The organism is Massilia sp. 01N417 (genome assembly GCF_056399645.1).
Genome location: NZ_JBFTRS010000013.1, coordinates 80896 through 98865, shown reverse-complemented (window position 1 = coordinate 98865; position 17970 = coordinate 80896). Strand labels below are relative to the sequence as shown.

The 17970-nt window shown below is 66.8% G+C and carries 13 protein-coding genes; all 13 read right to left on the bottom strand.

All coding sequences use genetic code 11. The features are described from left to right. Positions 1 to 371: 371 nt before the first annotated feature. Positions 372 to 2855: a sensor domain-containing protein gene (locus AC1DOQ_RS15275; protein ID WP_477365645.1), complete on the bottom strand. Its 2484-nt coding sequence runs from the start codon at positions 2853 to 2855 to the stop codon at positions 372 to 374. Between the two features lie 356 nt (positions 2856 to 3211). After that, complete coding sequence (locus AC1DOQ_RS15270; RefSeq protein ID WP_477365642.1) at positions 3212 to 5110, bottom strand: CocE/NonD family hydrolase; 1899 nt, start codon at positions 5108 to 5110, stop codon at positions 3212 to 3214. Between the two features lie 82 nt (positions 5111 to 5192). After that, the gene (locus AC1DOQ_RS15265) at positions 5193 to 5963 is read right to left on the bottom strand and encodes a hypothetical protein (protein WP_477365639.1); all 771 of its coding nucleotides are present in this window, start codon (positions 5961 to 5963) and stop codon (positions 5193 to 5195) included. Between the two features lie 232 nt (positions 5964 to 6195). Continuing rightward, on the bottom strand, positions 6196 to 7512 hold the full coding sequence (locus tag AC1DOQ_RS15260) for a hypothetical protein (RefSeq protein ID WP_477365636.1): 1317 nt from the start codon (positions 7510 to 7512) through the stop codon (positions 6196 to 6198). A 48-nt stretch (positions 7513 to 7560) separates the two neighbouring features. After that, on the bottom strand, positions 7561 to 8289 hold the full coding sequence (locus AC1DOQ_RS15255) for a DUF4189 domain-containing protein (protein WP_477365633.1): 729 nt from the start codon (positions 8287 to 8289) through the stop codon (positions 7561 to 7563). A gap of 143 nt (positions 8290 to 8432) precedes the next feature. Then, positions 8433 to 11054, bottom strand: coding sequence for a CHAT domain-containing protein (locus AC1DOQ_RS15250; protein ID WP_477365630.1), 2622 nt, complete (start codon positions 11052 to 11054; stop codon positions 8433 to 8435). Then, positions 11051 to 11857, bottom strand: coding sequence for a hypothetical protein (locus AC1DOQ_RS15245; protein ID WP_477365627.1), 807 nt, complete (start codon positions 11855 to 11857; stop codon positions 11051 to 11053). Before AC1DOQ_RS15245 ends, AC1DOQ_RS15250 begins: the two co-directional genes overlap by 4 nt. After that, the gene (locus AC1DOQ_RS15240; protein ID WP_477365624.1) at positions 11850 to 13631 is read right to left on the bottom strand and encodes a CHASE2 domain-containing protein; all 1782 of its coding nucleotides are present in this window, start codon (positions 13629 to 13631) and stop codon (positions 11850 to 11852) included. The genes AC1DOQ_RS15245 and AC1DOQ_RS15240 overlap by 8 nt, the downstream gene beginning before the upstream one ends. Then, positions 13631 to 14266: a Crp/Fnr family transcriptional regulator gene (locus AC1DOQ_RS15235; protein WP_477365621.1), complete on the bottom strand. Its 636-nt coding sequence runs from the start codon at positions 14264 to 14266 to the stop codon at positions 13631 to 13633. Before AC1DOQ_RS15235 ends, AC1DOQ_RS15240 begins: the two co-directional genes overlap by 1 nt. Before the next feature lie 116 nt (positions 14267 to 14382). Beyond that, positions 14383 to 14547: a hypothetical protein gene (locus AC1DOQ_RS15230; protein ID WP_477365618.1), complete on the bottom strand. Its 165-nt coding sequence runs from the start codon at positions 14545 to 14547 to the stop codon at positions 14383 to 14385. A gap of 70 nt (positions 14548 to 14617) precedes the next feature. After that, the gene (locus AC1DOQ_RS15225) at positions 14618 to 15229 is read right to left on the bottom strand and encodes a hypothetical protein (RefSeq protein WP_477365615.1); all 612 of its coding nucleotides are present in this window, start codon (positions 15227 to 15229) and stop codon (positions 14618 to 14620) included. A 53-nt stretch (positions 15230 to 15282) separates the two neighbouring features. Next, positions 15283 to 16707, bottom strand: a complete 1425-nt coding sequence (locus AC1DOQ_RS15220) for an efflux transporter outer membrane subunit (RefSeq protein ID WP_477365612.1) — start codon at positions 16705 to 16707, stop codon at positions 15283 to 15285. A 9-nt stretch (positions 16708 to 16716) separates the two neighbouring features. After that, positions 16717 to 17922 (bottom strand): efflux RND transporter periplasmic adaptor subunit, encoded by a 1206-nt coding sequence (locus AC1DOQ_RS15215; protein ID WP_477365609.1) that lies wholly within the window; start codon positions 17920 to 17922, stop codon positions 16717 to 16719. Between the last annotated feature and the right edge of the window lie 48 nt (positions 17923 to 17970).

Below are 17970 nucleotides of genomic sequence, written 5' to 3'. Positions count from 1 at the left end.
ATGCCACCATAAGTTTTTTCAGATCTTTCAATAACTTGCGGTTATTTTCCTCAATTTTATTTTTGGTATTGTAAAAAACACTGACAGAAACTGGTTCATGCAAGGCGGATTATTAATTCGGAATCGATCGTAAATGCCTGCGCCGGAATTCGATAAGCGATTTGCATGAAATGCCAGCCGCTCGCGGGTTATCGCGACAGGTCGATAAAAATCAGCGGTAAGCGGTCGTTCAGCGATGTGGCACATCGCCCTCTTATCGGCAGTTTGAAAACTCATTGGACGCGTGCGCCTGCGCGATTGAACCGTTTTGACATCGCGTTTGCCATGGATCGCTTGGCCGCCTGTTCAATGCAGGACAGGCGAAAAGTGCCTCAGCCGGCCAGTTCGGCCGCCACCAAGCGGTCCATGTCGGAGGCTGCCATCGGCGGGCTGAGCAGATAGCCCTGGCCGCAGTCGAAGCCGAGATTCTTGACGGCGGCCAGCTGGTCCGCCGTTTCGATGCCGTCGGCGCAGACCGTGATCTTGACGTCGCGCGCGACCCCGACCAGGGCCGACAGCATGGCCGAGGCATTGTCGTGGCGCGACAGCCGGCGCACCAGTTCCTGGCCCGGCTTGACGATGTCGAGCGGGAATTTCTGCAGCGAGGACAGGGCCGCCAGCTCGGCGCCGAAATCGTCCAGTCCCAGCCTCACGCCGCGCTTGCGCACCTCCTGCAGCGCCTGGGCCGAGAATTTCGGATCCAGCAGCACGCTCTCGCGCATCTCCAGGCGCAGCAGCGAGGGCGGCAGGCCGGTGTCGTCGAGCACCCGGTTCAAGATCGCCGGAAAGCGCGGATGGCGCATCTGCTTCGAGGACACGTTCAAGGTCAGCGGCACCACGAGCCCCTCGCGCACCCAGCGGGCCTGGGCCGAGCAGGCGGTGCGCAGCGCCCATTCGCCGACCGGCAGCATCAGGTTGGCGTTTTCCACTTCCTGGATGAAGTCGGAGGCGGTCAGCAGGCCGCGCTCCGGATGCAGCCAGCGGATCAGGGCCTCGATGCCGACGATGCGCCCGCTTTCGAGGTCGTATTGCGGCTGGTAGTGCAGGCAGAGTTCTTCCTCGCGCAGCGCGCGCTCCAGCTCGCGCTCGAAGCGCTTGGCTTCCTGGGCCGCCTTGCCCAGCGATTCGCGGTACACCTGGTAGTTCAGGCGCCCCTGGTTCTTGGCTTCGTAGAGGGCCAGGTCGGCCAGCTTCACCAGCTGGCCCGGCTCGTGCGCGTCGTTCGGATACACGGCGATGCCGATGCTGGTGCCGCTGTAGACTTCCTGGCCGTCCAGCAGGTAAGGCAGGCTCAGCTCGACCACGATCTTGTCGGCCAGTACTTCGGCGGCGCCCGCCTCCGCCAGGTGGGTCTGGACGATCACGAACTCGTCGCCGCCGAGGCGGGCGGCAAGGTCGGTTTCGCGGATGTGGGTGCGCAGGCGCCGCGCGACTTCCTTCAGCAGCAGGTCGCCGGCGTGGTGGCCGAGGGTGTCGTTGATCGACTTGAAGCGGTCCAGGTCGAGCATGTGCACGGCGACCAGGTGGCCGTCGCGCTGGGCGTACTTGAGCGCATCCTTCAGGCGCTCGTTGAAGCTGGCGCGGTTGGCCAGGCCGGTCAGGGTGTCGTGGCTGGCCAGGTGGTAGGAATACTCGACCGCGCCGCGCAAGGCTTCCTCGGCCTTCTTGCGCCCCGTGACGTCCTCGACGATCTCGAGCACGCGCGGACCGTCGCCGCTGCTGCGCAGCGAGCAGGTGACGTTGACCCAGAATTGCGAGCGGTCCTTGCGCAGGTAGCGCTGCTCCGCCACCGTCACGGCCTGCTGGCCGGTCAGCAGCTTGTGGAAATTGTGGATCGAGGTTTCCTGGTCGGCCGGATGGGTGATGTCCTGGTTCGACAGGGTTTCCAGCTCGTCCATGGTATAGCCCAGCATCGCCAGCATGGTCGTGTTGGCGGCCACGAAGCGGCCGTCCGGCGCGCACTCGGCGATGCCGAGCGGCGCATGCTCGAAGGTCGTGCGGAAGCGCTCCTCGCTGCGGCGCAGCGCTTCCTCGGCGTGCATGGCGTCGGTGATGTCGAAGAACAGCACGATGCCGTACAGCGGCTGGCCGGCATCGTCGCGGAACATTTTCGCGGTCAGGCGGATCCAGCGCGTGCTGCCGTCCTTGCGCAGCAGGCGGCGGTCGCGCTGGATCTCGATGGCGCCGGACAGCAACTGTTCGGTGAACTGGCGGCTGCGCTCGCGCTCCTCGGGCGGGGCCAGCTCGAGATTGTCGCGGCCGACCAGTTCTTCCTGCGTGTAGCCGGCGATCGCCGCGAAGGCACGATTCACATAGATCCACTTACCGTCGAGGTCGATGTGGCCGATGCCGATCGGCGCATGATCGTAGAGCATGCGGAAGCGCTGCTCGCTTTCGCGCAATAGCGCTTCCGCATTCTTGCTGTCGCTGACGTCGTGGACGTTCATGCTGGTGACCGGCCGGCCGTCGCCGTCCGTGAATACCCTGGCGGCGACCCGCGCCTCGAAGCGCTCGCCGCTGCGGCGCGCGAAGGCCAGCTCGGACGTGCCCTTGCCGGCCGCGGCACGCTGCGCCAGCGCGGCCACCAGGTCGGGGTCCTTGTTGTCGAGCAGGTCGCCGATATTGCGCGCCAGCAATTCATCCTGCGTATAGCCAAACAGCTGGCATGCGGCGACGTTGGCGGACAGGATCCGGCCATCCAGTCCGGTCAGGAACAGGGCGTCGTTGCAATGCTCGAAGGCCGCGCGATAGCGGGCTTCGCTTGCCTGGCCGTCGAGATTCCCGTCGTTGTCGGATTGAGCGTTTTTCTCTGGCATATCGAAGCCCGGTTCGAACATGCGCACAAATGTGTGCGAGCTCAGGATGGCTCATCCTGCCATGACAAAGATGACAACACAAGACGCGCACTGCTGGTATATGCAAGCTCGGCACCTTTGGTTACGCGGATGGGGTAGGATAATAAAAATCGACAACACCGGAGCGGTTTCGACATGCGAAAAATGTACTTCTCGTTGACGACCAGCTGTTCGACGTTGCCCTGACCCGGCAAGCCCTGGAAGACTGCAGTATCGAGCACGACATCGTCTTGCCGAGTTCAAGCACAAGCTGAAGACTGCGCTCGGCCGCCACCGCTTCTGCTGAAGGCCGGGCGGCATCCTGCCTCGTCGAGGGCTCAGCGCAGTACCGGCAGCTCGATATAGCTCGCCGCATCCGGCGCGTGATGGACGGCGTTGTCGGCGACCACGCCCTCCTTCTCGCTCTCGTTCGGCCCGCCGGTGTTGAGGTTACGGACGAATTTCGGGAAATTCGACGAGGTGACTTCGACCCGGATGCGGTGGCCCACGCCGAACTGGATCGCGGTCGCGATCGGCGTCGGGTGAATGGTCACCACCTCGCCCGGGGTCAGGGGGGCGGGCTTGTCGTAGCCGTTGCGGTAGCGGGCGCGGAAGATGGTGTCGCCGACGATCCAGGCGGTGCCGTCGGGCGCGACGTCGACCAGCTTGAGCGCGAAGTCGGTGTCCTTCGCATTCGACGAGACCTTCAGCACGGCATCCACGAAACCGGCCACGTCGACCGCCCTGGTGAGCGGCTCGCTGCTGTAGACCAATACGTCGTTGCGCGCCTCGATCGGGCGCTGGTCGAAGGCGCCCGGCACCACCACGCCGCCGTTGCAGCAGTCGCCGCCGCCGATGGTCTGCACCGGGTTCATGGGGTCGTAACGGTAGCGGTCCGGCGCCTCGCCCGCCGGCGGTGCCTCGCCGAGCAGGCGGCCGTCGCCGTACAGGCTGTTCGCATGCCCTGTCGAACGCAGGTAGAGGCGCATCGGCTTGGCGTTCTCCGGCGGCCACTGGGCCGCGCTCTGCCAGCGGTTGGCGCCCATCATGTAGTAGCGCACGCGCGGCGTCGTTTGCGCGAAGGCCTTCTGGTCGCCCTTCAGCCAGCGGTCGAACCAGCCGTAGACGGCGCCGTCGACGTCGAAGCTGGTGTCGCCCATGGCGCGTTCGCCGACCACGGTATCGGGACCGAGCCGCGCGTACTGGCAATGCGGCACCGGCGCCACCACCGCGTACTGGTTGGCGCTCGCCTCCTTGTCGGTGTTGGCCGTGCGCGCCAGGTTGAACAGTTCGAGGTTCGGCCCGATCGAGACGTCGTACCAGCTGTTGAACCACAGCGCGGGCACGCCCCAGCCCATGCCTTCGTGATACAGGCCGCCCTGGCGCCAGGCGGGATCGGCCGGGCCGCGCTTGATGAATTGCTCGAAGGTGGACGGCGGCTCGCCGAGCGAAGCCAGCATCTGGTCGACCGGCAGGTGCCTGATCTGCTTGTTCCACTCGACCTTGGGCTTGCTCGCATCCAGGTCGTTATAGGCTTCGATGCGGGCGCGCAGCTTTTCGTCGGCAAGCAGCGCGTTCGGCAGTTCCGCGCGCAGCGGATTCTCGACCCCGTACAGCCAGACGAAGAAGAGGTTGCGCGGCACCCCGCCCGTGTACCAGTTGCCCTGCTCCTGGAAGCGCCCGACCTTGCCGATGCCGGCGCCGGCCGACATCGGCACCATGGCCGCATGCGCCGGGTGATTCAGCGCGGCCAGGGCCAGTTGCCATTCGGCCGAGGACGAGCAGCCCAGGGTGCCGACCTTGCCGTTCGACCAGGGCTGCTGCGCGATCCAGCTCAGTGTGTCGTAGCCGTCGGTCTGCGGATGGCCGAGGATCTCCCATCGTCCTTGCGAAAAATAGCGCCCGCGCTCGTTCTGCACGATGAACACATAGCCGCGCTTGACCGATTCGAGCACGTAGCGCAGGGTGCCGCCACGCAGCTTGTGCTCGTTGTACGGCGTTTTCCACAGAATGGTGGGCAGCGGCCCCTTGGCGTTCTTCGGCGTGTAGACATCGGTCGACAGCGCGACGCCATCGCGCATCGGCACCATCACGCCCAGCCGCGCCACCGCGTTGCGGGCCAGCTCCTTGTCCAGTGCCTCCTGGCTGTACTTCGAATAATCCTGCGCCAGGACCAGGGTCGAGGCGTCGGATGCGATCAGGGCAATGGCAACGAGGCTGGCGGTCAAACGTTTCACGTCGGCTCCTTCGGTGGGATGGAATGTGCTTGCTGAGCGAACTCAAGCATACTCCATTCTCTTGCCTTCCGGATCGGCGGAATCAGCCGCGTGGCGTCGACGCGTTCAGCACATACACGCCCGGAGCGAGACCGCGCACGCGCAGCTGCCAGGTGGCGCCCTGGTCGCCCAGCTCGGGCTGGCTGCACTTCCAGGCGCCGGCGCCGGGCGCCAGATAGCAGACCGAGAGTGTCTGTGGCGCGGGATAGCGCTGTTTGTCGAGGGCGAACCAGGCCTGGCCGTCGGCAGGCGTGAAATTGCCGACGAATTCGAAACCGTCGATCTGGTAGCCGGACAGTTGCGCCATCGGCACCGCCTCGTTCCAGAAGCTGCGCCAGTACAGGCCCGTGCCCGTCGACGACGGCCTCATTTTTGCCAGCTGGACCACGCAGGCAACCGATTTCGCACGCATGGTGCCGGACAGTGCCGCGCCCATGACCCAGTTCGGATTCGCATACCCGGAGGGCACGATCTGGGCGCCGCTGGCCAGCCCGCGATAATCATGAATGCCGACCTTGAGCGTGACCGGTCCGAGCCCTTCGGCGCTGCTGCCGTTTGCCGAAACGATCGCATTGGATTCGAAGGTATAGCTGCCGTTGCCGGTGTAGCCGGAACTCATGACCCAGCCGTCGCGCACCGGCTCGCCCGGTCCCGGCGGCGTCGCCTGGCAGTAGGAAGCCATTTGCTGGTACAGCCCGGTGTCCACCGGCGGCCTGTCCTCCGCCCCATCCGCCGCCCCTGCACCGCAGCCGGAAAGCAGCGCCGCCAGGACCGTCGCGCCGAGAACCACCGTAGCCATCTGTGTCGATTTCATTGTTTGCCTCGCCTCGTTGTGAAAAGTATTTGATGAGGCAAGTCTGAAGCAGGACGGGAGCCGCCACGAGGGAAGGCAACGCAGGAAATCTGTCGACTATTCGACAGGCTGCCAGGCGAGATCCTGCATCCATGCGCTTGAAACGCGAACGCAGGGCGCTCCTTGCGGACACGCCCTGCGTTCACGTCGACGATGCGCTGCGTCGGTACCGGCCTTGCCGGTCTTGCCGGTCTTACTGGGCGCCGCCGGCGGCTCCCGCGGCAGCGTCGTAGTCCTTCAGGAATTTGCCGGCATCGCCGATCTGCTGGTGGTCGAAGGCCAGGCTGGCCTGGATCTGGACGGTACCGTCGGGCGCCTGGCTGGCGTCGAACTTCGACAGGCCGAGGGCGCGGTGGAAGGCGGTCGCCTTCTTGCCACTGTCCAGATCGAGCACGTAGACATCGGCCACGCCGTTTTCCAGCGTGACGGCGATCGGCCCGGTCGGGGTCGCGTACCAGTTCGCTTTCCAGAAGTAGTGGCTGTAGTTGCGGTCGTTGCCGGCGGTGTACAGCGATTCGACGCTGTTGGCGGTGGCGCAGTCGTTGACGAAGAAGTTGCGCTTACGGCAGTTGCTCATGAAGGTGTAGATCTTGCCGTCGACCTGGATGTTGAGCGGATAGAGCTTGCCGTTATCCAGGTTCATCAGGGCGTAATCCTCCTTCTTGGCCAGGCCGGCGGTGGCGCCGAGCGCCTTGGCGGTATCGAACAGGCCGCCGAGGGCGCCAAGCGCGCCGCCACTCTGGCCTGCCGGCGGCTGCTCGCGTTCGAGCAGGATGAAATGGGTGGCGCCGACGTTACCGCGCTGGAACTGGGCCATGACCCAGCCGGCAGGCAGCGGTACGCCCTTGCTGCTCTTGCCTGGCTCGTACCGGAACACGGAGCCCGAGCGGGACACCATCAGGCCTTTCGCCAGCGGCGTCACGGCATCGCCGCTCAGGGTCTTGCCGGTGACGGTCGTGACCTGCCAACCGGTTTGCAGTTGCTGGGCGGTGGCCAGGGTGATGGGGTCGGCGCTGCTGCCGGCGCGCAGGTACTTGAAGACCACCCCTTCGGCGGTGCGGATCGTATAGGTGATGTCACCGGTCAGGGCGTCGAAGGCGTAGGAACGGATCTGGCCCTCGGGATCGAGGAAGCTCTCGCCGTCGATGCGCAGGCCGTCGCGTGCGCCCTCGATGCGCACCTTGGTCTTGGCGCCGCCCATGGCGTCCAGGCTGCGCGCGAGCGCCTCTTCGGTCATGGCGATGCCGTTGCCCTGGGCCGGCAGCGTGCGCTGGAGCTGCGGCTGCGGCTGCGGGCCGCCGGCGATCGGGCCGCCCGCGCCACCCAGGCGGGTTGCGGAGCGCAGCATCTCGAGCATCGCGCGTTCCTCGGCGGCCGAAGGCGCGCGGCCGGCCTGCTTGACATACGACTGGCGCATCGCCGTCAGCGCCGCCTGTTCCTGGGGAGTGACATCGGCCGCGAAGGCATTGGCGACGACGGCAAGGAGGGTGCAGAGAAGAAGTTTTTTCATTTCTTATGGAATGTTTGTTGGATGGTGTAACACGAAAAATGAATGTAATCAGCAGCTGGGCGCCGGGTAGACCCACTGGTTCTGGAAGCCGTCGAAGCGCGGCTGGACCTGCACGCGGATCTGGCAGCCGTTTTCATAAGTGATGGTGCAGTCACCGTTGTGGCATTGCGAGGTGCAGCTGATCGTCCGCGTATTCGGGCGGCAGCTGTTTTCGGATGGCTGGCGGACCAGGGCGGGTTTCGGGGCCGGCTTGTCGATCCTGCCTGGTATGACACCGGAGAAGACCAGGCGGCACTCCTTGGCGCTCTGTTCCTGGCAACGCTCGATCGCTCTCTTGTCGGCCGCATCGCTGTCATCGAATCCATATGCCAGGTGATAGACGCCGTTGCCATCCTCCTGTTGCGTACGGGCCAGCGAAAAGAAGCCGGGATCGGTGACCACCAGGTTGACCTTGCATGCCTTGTTGCCACACCCCTTGAGGGCAGATTTTTTTGTCTCTGCAATACCTTCCCTGTCGATTGAATAGGAGGTTCTTCCCCCACCTTCGGCACGGACCACGGCCTGAAAAGAGAACAGCTTGCAGTCTTTCTTGGATGCTTGCTCGTTACACAACCTCAAGGCTTCGCTGTTCGCGACTTTCTGGCTGTCGCGGCTCGCCCATCCCCAGCTACCGTCGGAGCCGGCCGCCATCGCGCCAACGACCGCCATGGCGAAGCCGGGAGCGCCGGCCAACAGCAGCGCCAGCGCGCTGGCGGCGTAAATTTTATTGATTTTCATAAGTCATCGATTCAAGGTTGGTAGGAATTCGCAGGTTCAGGCATGCCAATGATGAGGCCAGGCGACAAGGACGGATATCCGACGGGTCACCGGTTTTTTGTCGAAAATTCGACGCCACACCTTGCCTGCCTCCCTTGCATTCGTCAGCGCATCCCGCTGACCACGAAAGCGGCCCAGTAATACGGATGCGGATGGTCCTTCCTGACGCCCAGCTTGGCCTGTCTCAGCGCGCGGCTCTTGCCGGCCCCGCTGGCGAGCGCATCGTAGAAGCCGGTCATCAGGCTGCGGGTTTCGGCATCCGGCACCGGCCACAAAGAGGTGACGGTGCTCGCCACGCCGGCCACGTCGAGCGCCTGGCGCAGGCTGTCGACGCCTTCGCCGAGCGAGATCGCGCCGACCGAGGTGTCGCAGGCGGACAGCACCGCTAGCTCGGTTCCGTCCAGGTCGAGCTGGCGCAACTGGGCCGCATAGACGATGCCGTCGCCGGCGCCCGTGGCCAGCGCAGGATTGGCGCCCGCCAGCGCCAGCCCGCTGCTGCGGCCCTGCGCGTAGCTTTCCGCGACATAGCGCCGGCCGTCGAAGCCCGTCACCTGCTTGCGCCAGGTGCCCGCCTCGTCGACGAAGAAGCCGTGCGTCGCAATATGCAGGTAGCGCGGCGCGTGCAGCGTGGCCAGCGCCTCCATGCCGGCGCCGGCGCCGGCGCGGAAATCGACCTCGATGCCGCCGCGCCGCAGGCTGGCGGCGACGGCCTTGCCCTCCTCCAGCGTCTGCGGCAATGGATCGAAGCGCATCCCCTGCAGCGCCGCGCCGCGGCCAAGGGCTGGCGTGGCACCGGCCGACGGCGGCGCTTCCAGGTCGTAGGCCGGATCGGCCAGCACCACCGCCCGGCCGGTCGCCGGCGCGGCCGCCGCGCTGCGCATCAGCACCCGGGCCGAACCGACGTAGCGCCACTCGGTATCCTCGATCAGGTAGCGGCCGCTGCCGTCCGCCAGCGCCTCCATCGGCAGCAGGGACATCGCGCCGTCGAGGTCGGCAACGTAGGCGCCGCGCGCGGCACGTGCGCCGATCAGCGGCTTCAGCAGCGCGTCGTAGCCGCCGCGCGCCGACTTCAGCACCGCCCGCGCCTGGCTGGCCTGCGGCCGCTGCGCGAGGTCGGCGCGCAAGCCGGCGCCGAGCCCGTCGAGGGTCTCGGCGCTGCCGAGGTCGGCCACCCGGATGCCGTCCCTGCTCACCTTCGCCCCGAGGTAGCGCTTCGGCCCGAACTGCTGCCTGCCGAAATCGAAGGGCGTGAACACGAACAGGGACAGCAGGGTTTCGCCGTCCAGGCGCCGCTGCAGGTCGCCGATGAAGCGATCTCCGGCCTGGAATTCCAGCGGCGGCAACAGCTTGCCCACCTTTTGCTGCAGTTCGACGGCGAGATTGGCGCGCCGCAGGTACTGCTGTTCACTGCCCGCCACGTCAATGGCTTCCATCGCCGCCGCCAGGCCGCGGATCTCGGCATCCTTCGAGCGGCCGACCACGCGGGCGCGGCGCGCCAGGAAGTCGCTTTGCAGGCCCTTGCTCTGCAACAGGTCGCCGAGGGTGGCCCGCCAGGCCGCGGCATCCGCGCGCTCGGCAAGGCGCTGGGAGATTGCGAGATCGAGAATCTGGCGCCGCCCCGAAAAGAACCCCGGCAGTTGCTCGGGTGGGACCTGAACGGCGGCGGCGCTCAAACGCCGCGCGTTCAGGCGCAAGGCGCTGTCGAACGCCTGCCGGGCGAGCTCGTACTGCTTGAGCCCGGCCAGCCAGGCGCCGAAGCGCGCGTACTGCTTCTCTAGTTCCGCCGGCGGCCCCAGCCCGGCGTCCATACGCTCGGCACGCGCCGCGTATTCGCTGAAACTGACCAGGTAAAGCACGTTCAGCGCGGCAGCGTCGCCCCGGCGGTAATACAGGAACGCCAGGTCGGTCAGCGGCCCCTCGACGTCGAGCACGGTGGGCAGGACCTGCGGCTTGCCGGTGACGGACGACAGTACTTCGCCGTTGCTGTCCAGGATCGCGTGCTCCGCCGCCAGGGACTTGCCGATGCCTTCGAGCAGCCCCGACACGGCGCTCATCGCCGCCATCGCGTTGACATAACCGGAGGACTGGCCGGCGGAACCGGCCGCCTGCTCCTGCGACGCCGCATTCGCGCGGATCGCCAGCAACAGGCTCGACTCCGCCAGCGCGTCGTCGCCGAGCCGCAGCGCCGCCGTCCCCAGCCCGGCATATACCTTGGCGGAAGGCGCTCCCGCCGTCCGGCCGGCCAGCAAGGCCTGGTAGCTGCGCTTCGCCCCCTCGAAATCGCCGGCCTTGAGCTGCAGCTCGCCGATGCGCAAGCGGAGCGCGGCATCGCCGGCCGCGCCGAACCCGGCGGCAGCAGGCAGGGTTGCCAGCAGCATCTGCTGGAGTTCGATAGCGCGCGCATAGTTGCCGTCGCGTTCGTGCAGGTTGGCGGCGATGCCGAGCGATTGCCGCAACAGGCTGCCCCGAGGCGACAGTGGCGAAGCGTCGCCGGCTTTGCGGTCTTCGGCCACCAGGGCGTCGGCAAGGCGCAGGGCTTCCTTGATGTCGCCGGCGGCATTCTTTTGCAGGATGGCGTTGACCGCCTCGGCATGCTGCCGGAACCCGGCCGCATCGGCCGCCGCCGGCCCCGGCGACAGCAGGCGCATCAGGTTGAACTGGGCCTGCGCAGGCAGGGCAAGTCCGAAGGCCAGGGCCAGCGAGCAGATAAGTCGTGTCGTATTCATCGTGGTGGGTACAGTCCATCGATTTCAGGTGCGATCTGGCGCGCCAGGCTGCGCACGCCCAGGCTGCGCAGGTAGAGCGCGAACAGCACGCGGGCGGCGACGGGCGCGTCGGCGGGCGGCAGCAGGCGCATCAGCTGGGCGTCGTCGGCCGCGCTCAGGGCCTGCAGCGGAACGCCGTCGACCTGCACGCTGCCGTCGCGCCGCTGCCAGCGCAGCTCGCGCCGGTAGCGGTGCTCCGGCTGAAGGCGTACGCTGTCCGGCAAGGTCAGCTCGGTGCCGGCGACCGTGCCGTCGAACACGGTGCGCTCGCCGTCCAGCAGGCGCAGCCGCCATTCGCCGAGGTGGGCCTGCATCCGCCAACCGAGCACGGGCATCGAGGGCGCAATGCGTTCGCCCCCCGGCGAACCGCCCAAGTCGATTCCAGCGCGCATGACCGCGCCAGCCACCACCTGGTCCGAACGGCGCAGCGCGCGCCCGAACGCCGGGTCCTGGCCTTCGAGGCGCAGGCTGCCGCTGCCGCCCTGGCGAACCATGGCGCCGTCGTCGCCGACCAGGAAGCGGGCCGGCCCGCCCAGGGTGAACTGGCGGAGCCGGGCCGGATCGAAGACCACCAGCTCTGCGCCCGCGGCCACCTCGATGGTGTCGCCGGGCCTGAGCGCATCAAGCAGGACGAGCTGGCGCTTCGCAAGCAGCACCGCGCCCCGCACCTGGGTGACGACAGCCGGCTCGTCGGCCGCGACCGCGCCAGCGCCCCCCATCATGCCTGCGTACAGCGCTGCGCCGATCAGCCAAAGCTTAAGCATGCTTCTCCTCCACTTCCTGGTAGGCGGCCAATTCCGTCGGGCCATGTTTTTCGAGTTCGACCGCAATGTTTGCGAAGCGCCGGCGCTGCGCCGGCGGCAGGCCCGCCAGCTCAAGGGCGGCGCGCTCGACCAGCAAGGCGTGCGGGACCTGCTTGCAATGCTGCTGGATATGGGCCGCCAGCGTGGTGGCGGATCCAGTGGCGGTATAGTCGTGGCGCTGCGGCGATCCGACATTGCCCAGCACCGCGTCGCCATAGGCGATCCCGATGCCGACCGCCACCGCCGCTTCGCCCTCGGCGGCCAGTTCGGCATTGAAGGCCTCGAGTGCCTCGAGCATCGCGAGCGCGGCGCTAACGGCGTCGCGCGCCGGATTCTCGCTGGGCTGGGGGGCGCCGAAGAAGACCATGATGCCGTCGCCGCTGAACTTGTCGATGGTGCCGCCGAAGCGGTGCAAGGCGGGAGTGATGGCGCCGTAATAGCGGTTCAGGAAGGCGATCACCTTTTCCGGCGGCGTCGCCGCGCAGAACGCGGTAAAGCCGCGAATGTCGGCAAACAGGAAGGCCAGCGACTGCCGGCTGCCGGTCCGGCCCTCTTTCAGCGCCCCGCTTAGAATGGTGTCCAGGATCGCCGGACTCACATACCCCGAAAAAATCGCGCGCAGCCGGCGCTGTTCCGCGAGCTGGCGGGCATATGCCTGCGCACCCACCAGCCCGGCGCTGAAGGCCAGCGCCAGCAGGGCCGCCGGCACCGGCATCTCGATACCGGCCGAGAGCAGCGGCACGCTTCCGGCCAGGACCGCGGCGGCGGCGCCGAGCGCCCCCGCAACCGCCGCCGCGAGACGGCGCCGCAAAACCCAGACCAGGGCGACCGCCAGCAGGGCCGCCAGGTCTCCGGCCTGCGGCAGGCTGCGGATCATCGCGCCCTGCATCAGGCTGCGCATGGCCTGGGCCTGGAATACCACGCCGCCAACGGTGTGGCCGTCCTCCCAGGCGGCCAGCGCCACCGGCAGGCGCTGGCGATCCTGGTCGGGCAGGATGGCGCCCAACAGCACTACCTTGCCGGCAAAGCGCTCGCGCAATCCCGCGCGGTCGCCGCGCTTCACCAGTTCGAGGACCGACTGCATGGGCGCATACGAAAATTTCCCGCCGATCGAAAAATCGACGATGCCGCCGGCCGGCCGCTGCCCGAGCCTGGCGGCCAGGCGCGGCGCCAGCAGGGCTTGCACCTCGCTGCCGGCATTCTTGCCGAGACGGCGCAAGCTGCCGTCCGGGTCGGCCGGCACCAGCAGCAGCCCTTCGCCTCCCGCTCCCGCCATCGCGGCATACAAACCGCCGGCGCCCGCCGCGCCCTGCCCCGCGTCGAGGCGGCCGAGGACGACCGGCGCCGTCGCGCGCAGCCCGCCGATCGCCAGCGCCAGCCGGCGCGCCGATCCCGGCACCAGTGTATCGAAGGTATTCGCCGGGAACACCATGTCGACGCCCAGAGCACGCGCGCCGCCAAGGCGCAGGCCGTCCAGGACCAGCGCGAACTCGTCGAGCATCAGCGCGAACGGCTTGCCGCTGGCGCCGATCGAGGGCGCATCCACGCCGACGATCGCGACCTCGGCGGAGGCCGGCTTGCCGCCGGCCAGGCGCAACATGTGGAACGAGGCGTCGAGCCATTGACCCTGCAGGCGCTCGAGTGACGCGGTCCTCGCCAGCGCCATGCCGAGACAGGCGGCGGCGAGCGGGGCCAGCCATGCCGGCGCCAGCCTGCGTGCCGGAGCTGGCGACATTACCACTTTGCCGGCAGTGGACGTAGCAGGGTGATGCGCTTGTTCTGGTGCTGCAGGTACTCCCCTTTGACCAGCTCCTTGAACAGCTTGGACACCATGTCGCGCGACGTGCCGATGCGGTCGCCGATGTCCTGCTGGCTCATCGCTTCGGGAATGACCCGCAGCCCATCCTGCTCGACGGCCAGGTGGTTGAACAGGGCGACCAGGCGCTGGTATGCGGATTCCAGCGCGAGCTGGCGCGAAAACGTCGTCGTATTGCGACTGCGCTGGATCAGCACACGGATCAGCTCCATGGTGAAATCGGGATCCTCGACGATTTGCCGGCGCAACTGGTCGATCGGAACGATCGCGCAGCGGACGTCGGTCAAGGCCTCGACCGACGCGCTGCGCGGCAGTCCGTCGAGCGCCATTTCGCCCAGGATGGTGCCGCTGTCATAGGTACCAAAGAGGAATTCCTTGCCGGCGGCATCGCTGGTGAAGACTTTGACGCGGCCGGACAGGATGATGTAGACCGAGGTACCGACATCCCCTTCCGCAATGAAGCGTGTACGTTTGGGAAAATGACGTGTTGTGCCTGCAGCCGCGAGCTGACGGAGCGATGCGGGCAAATGGTCGAAACTGCTGGGAGAGGACATGGGGTATTTTCTCGCTTCTTCCCCACGATTATATGCTGTTTGATTTCCTCAGTGACATGTTTTGTGCAGAAAAAGCAACTAGTTGCCACAAAAACAGGAGGATTTGGCAGGCACGATTATTCAGTGCCGTCGGAATTTGAGCGCTCGTCTACCCACTCGAGCCAGTTGCAGCGTGGGCAGCGGCTGATCAGGATCACGGCGACAAAGGTGGCCAAGCCAAACACGAGTATGGCGGCATGCAGCAGGAGCCGCGGTTCGAAATCGTTGAGCAGGTTCAGCATGGCATCACCTCTACACAATTTCCTCCAATTTACTCCAAGAATCGGGAGGAAGCCATTGCCGCACGATTGATCAGCGCGCTTCCCAGCCCTTCGGGGTCGACCTGACGTAGAGCTTTTCCTTCTGATTGTGTTCGCCGTCGACGTTCCGTCCCAGCACCGGGAAGGCTTCCTTGACCTGCGGTTTCCTGGCCCACTCGGCCACGTTCGACAGCTTGTAGGTGTAGATCACGCTGGCTTCCTCATGGTCGCCCGCCTTGACCGGGTCGGTCCAGCTTGCCACTTTCTCCAGCGACTTGCGGCCCCAGCAGATGCGCGGCGCCGGTCCGGCGTCCGCGCGCAGGAACGGCTTGGCGGCGTCGGCCATCGTATAGCGCCTGACCTTCACCTTCGGCCCATTGCCCGGCAATTCGACGTCCTCGCCCCTGGCCAGGCCCGCCGCTTCCAGCGCCGCCATCTGGCCGGCGACGCCGTCCGGATACAGCTTCCGCTGGCGCAGGTCGGTCTCATAGACGTCCACCGGCCACTTCACCGGATCCAGGCACATGTCGCCCTTCTTGTCGAGGTACTGGGTGACGGCGATGCCGAAGTTCTTTTCGCTGGCCGAGGTCTTGCTGTTGCAGGCGGCCAGGGTGGCGGACAGCATGGTCGCGCCGAGGATGAGGGTGATGGCGGGCTTGTTCATGGTGATGTCATTGTACCAAGGCGCCGGCCGGCGTGTCGCTTCGTCCGCGACGCTCAGGTCCTTGCAGGAAGCGACTCCCCTTGCCCCTGGTCGTCCTTCCAGCCCCCGCCGAGCGCCTTGTACAAGGACACCGTCGCCTGCAGCCGCTTCAGTTTCAGTTTCCCCATATCGTTCTGCACATCCGACAAGGCGCGCTGCGTATCCAGGACCGTCATCAGGTCTTCGGCCCCGGCCTTGTAGCGGATTTCCGCCAGGTCGTAGGCCTGGCGCGCTTCTTCCAGCTCGGTGGTCTTCAGGCGCCGCTGCTCGTCCAGGCTGCGGATCTGGCCCAGCGCCGTATCCACTTCGGACAAGGCGGCAATCACGGTCGCCCGGTACACCTGGACCAGTTCCTGTTTGCGGGCGATGGCGAGATCGCGTTCCCGCTTCAGCCGGCCGCCGTCGAAGATCGGCGCGATCAGCGAGGCGCTGACGTTCGCGAGCAGGTTCGGCGCATTCAGCAGCGACAGCAAGGCGCTGCTCTGGGTGCCCATCGCGCCGGTCAGGTTAATGCTGGGGAAGAGGTTCGCCCGCGCGACGGCGACGTCGGCATTGGCGGCGGCCAGGCTGGCCTCGGCGCGGCGGATATCGGGGCGGCGCGACAGCAGCTCGGACGGCAAGCCGGGAGACACCTCGGGCAAGGTGATCGTGTCCAGCCCCTTCTGGCCGACCGAGAAGGTCTGCGGCGTCTTGCCGAGCAGGATGGCGAGGGCGGATTGCGCTTCGCGCTCCTGCTGCATCAGGTCCGGAATTTCCGATTTCTGCTGGGCCACGACGGAGCGCTGGCGCGCCAGGTCGAGCGAGGAAGCGGCGCCCGCGTTCTTCTGGGCCTGCACCAGGGTCAGGACGTGCTCGGCATTCGCGACGTGGGCGCGCGCGACGGCAAGCCGGTCGCGCAGCGACAGCACCTGCAGATAGGTCGAGACGATGCCGCTGGTGACCGTCAATGCCACGGTCTGGCGGTCGAAACGGTTGGCCTCGAGCGAGGCTTCCGCCGAGGCCACGCCGGCCTTGTTCTTGCCCCAGAAATCGACTTCGTAGGAGACCTGCAGCCCGCTGTCGGCGGAGGTGCTCGCGCTGCCGCGCCTGATCGGTACCGAACGGTTGGCGTCGCTGTAGAAAGTTGCCGTGGGCAGCAGGGAGACACCGGCAATGCGCGCCTCGGCCTCCGCCTGGCGCACGCGCGCGAGTGCGCCCGCGAGTTCGAGGTTGCCGGACTGCCCTTCATCGACCAGACGGCTCAGTTCAGGGCTGCCGAAGCGCTGCCACCAGTTCTTGTCGGGCCACTCCTGATGGCCAGGGGTCGCGGCGGCGCCCCAGGCGGCCGGCAAGTCGACCCTGGGCGGCGGTTCCGCGATCGGGGCGCGGCTGGCGCAGCCCGCCAGCGCCGCGCAAACCAGGCCGGCCAGAAGCGGCGATGTGAAAGTGCGATGCGTCATGGGCCTGCCTCAGGAGCCCGATGCCGATGCCGGCGCCGCCAGCGCATCGGGCACGGGACCGACCAGCACCTTGTCGCCTGCCGCCAGGCCGGACAGGATCTGCGCCTGCTGCGCATTGCGCAGTCCCACCTTCACCTTGCGGACAGCGACGCGCTGGCCGGCGTCGACCACGTTCACCTTGACCAGGCCGTCTTCGTCCGGCGCACCGAGGCAGTTGGCCGGCAGCAGCACGGCATCGCGCGCCTGGCCGACAAGGAATTGCACATGGGCACTCATACCGCTCATCAGTTCGTGATCCGGATTCTTGACTTCGAACAGGACGATATAAAAGGCCTGCTTGCCCTGCTCGCCCGTGCCGTCGGCCGGGATGGGAATCACCTGGCGCAGCTTGCCCGACCAACGCTTGCCGGGATAGCCGGGTGTGGTGAAACTGGCGGCCATGCCCGGCCGCAAGCGCGTGACATCGCTTTCCGCCACGCGCGCGGCCACCGTCATTTCCGACAGGTCGGCAATCCGCAGCAAAGGTGCGGCAAGCTGCGAGGCCGCGAGGATTTGTCCCGGGCGCGCGGCCAGCGACACCACGGTGCCGGCAATCGGCGACTTGACCAGGGTTTTCTGGCGCGCTTCCTCGTCGATCTTCAGGGTCGCTTCGAGTTCGCGGATCTGCGCCGTGATCGCATCGAGGCGCGCGCTGGCCGACGAGGCGTTCATGCGCGCCGATTCGAAAGCCTCCTCGCGGGTCGCGTTCTGCGCTTTCAGCTGGGTCTGGCGCTTGAACTGGAGCTGGGCGAAATCGAGTTGCGCGCGCTGGTCGGCGAGCTCGGCCTGCAGCCGGGCCATCTGGGCGCGATTGCTCTCGACCTTGGTGGCTTGCTGGGCCGGGGCGATTTCGAGCAAGGCCTGGTCGGCCTGGACCGTGTCGCCGACCGCAACCGGCACGTCTTTCACCTGCCCGGCAATCTGGGCATAGGCATCGGCCCATTTGTGGAGCTGGAGCTTGCCGGCGGCATCGACCGTCAGCTGGATGTCGCCGCGGCGCGCGGTGACGGTGTCGAGCTTGACCGGTGCGGCAGCCGCCGCGGGCGCTACCGGCTTGGCGGCCTGTGCCGACACGGGATTGGCGCCCAGCATAGCGGCCAGCGACAGCAGCGCCGCAGTGACGTCGCGCAAGCGGCCTGCCAGGAAGGAGGTTCTATCTTGTTGATCAGCAGCCATGGAACTACACCAGCAAAATGCCGAGTATACACATTTACCGGCAAGCCC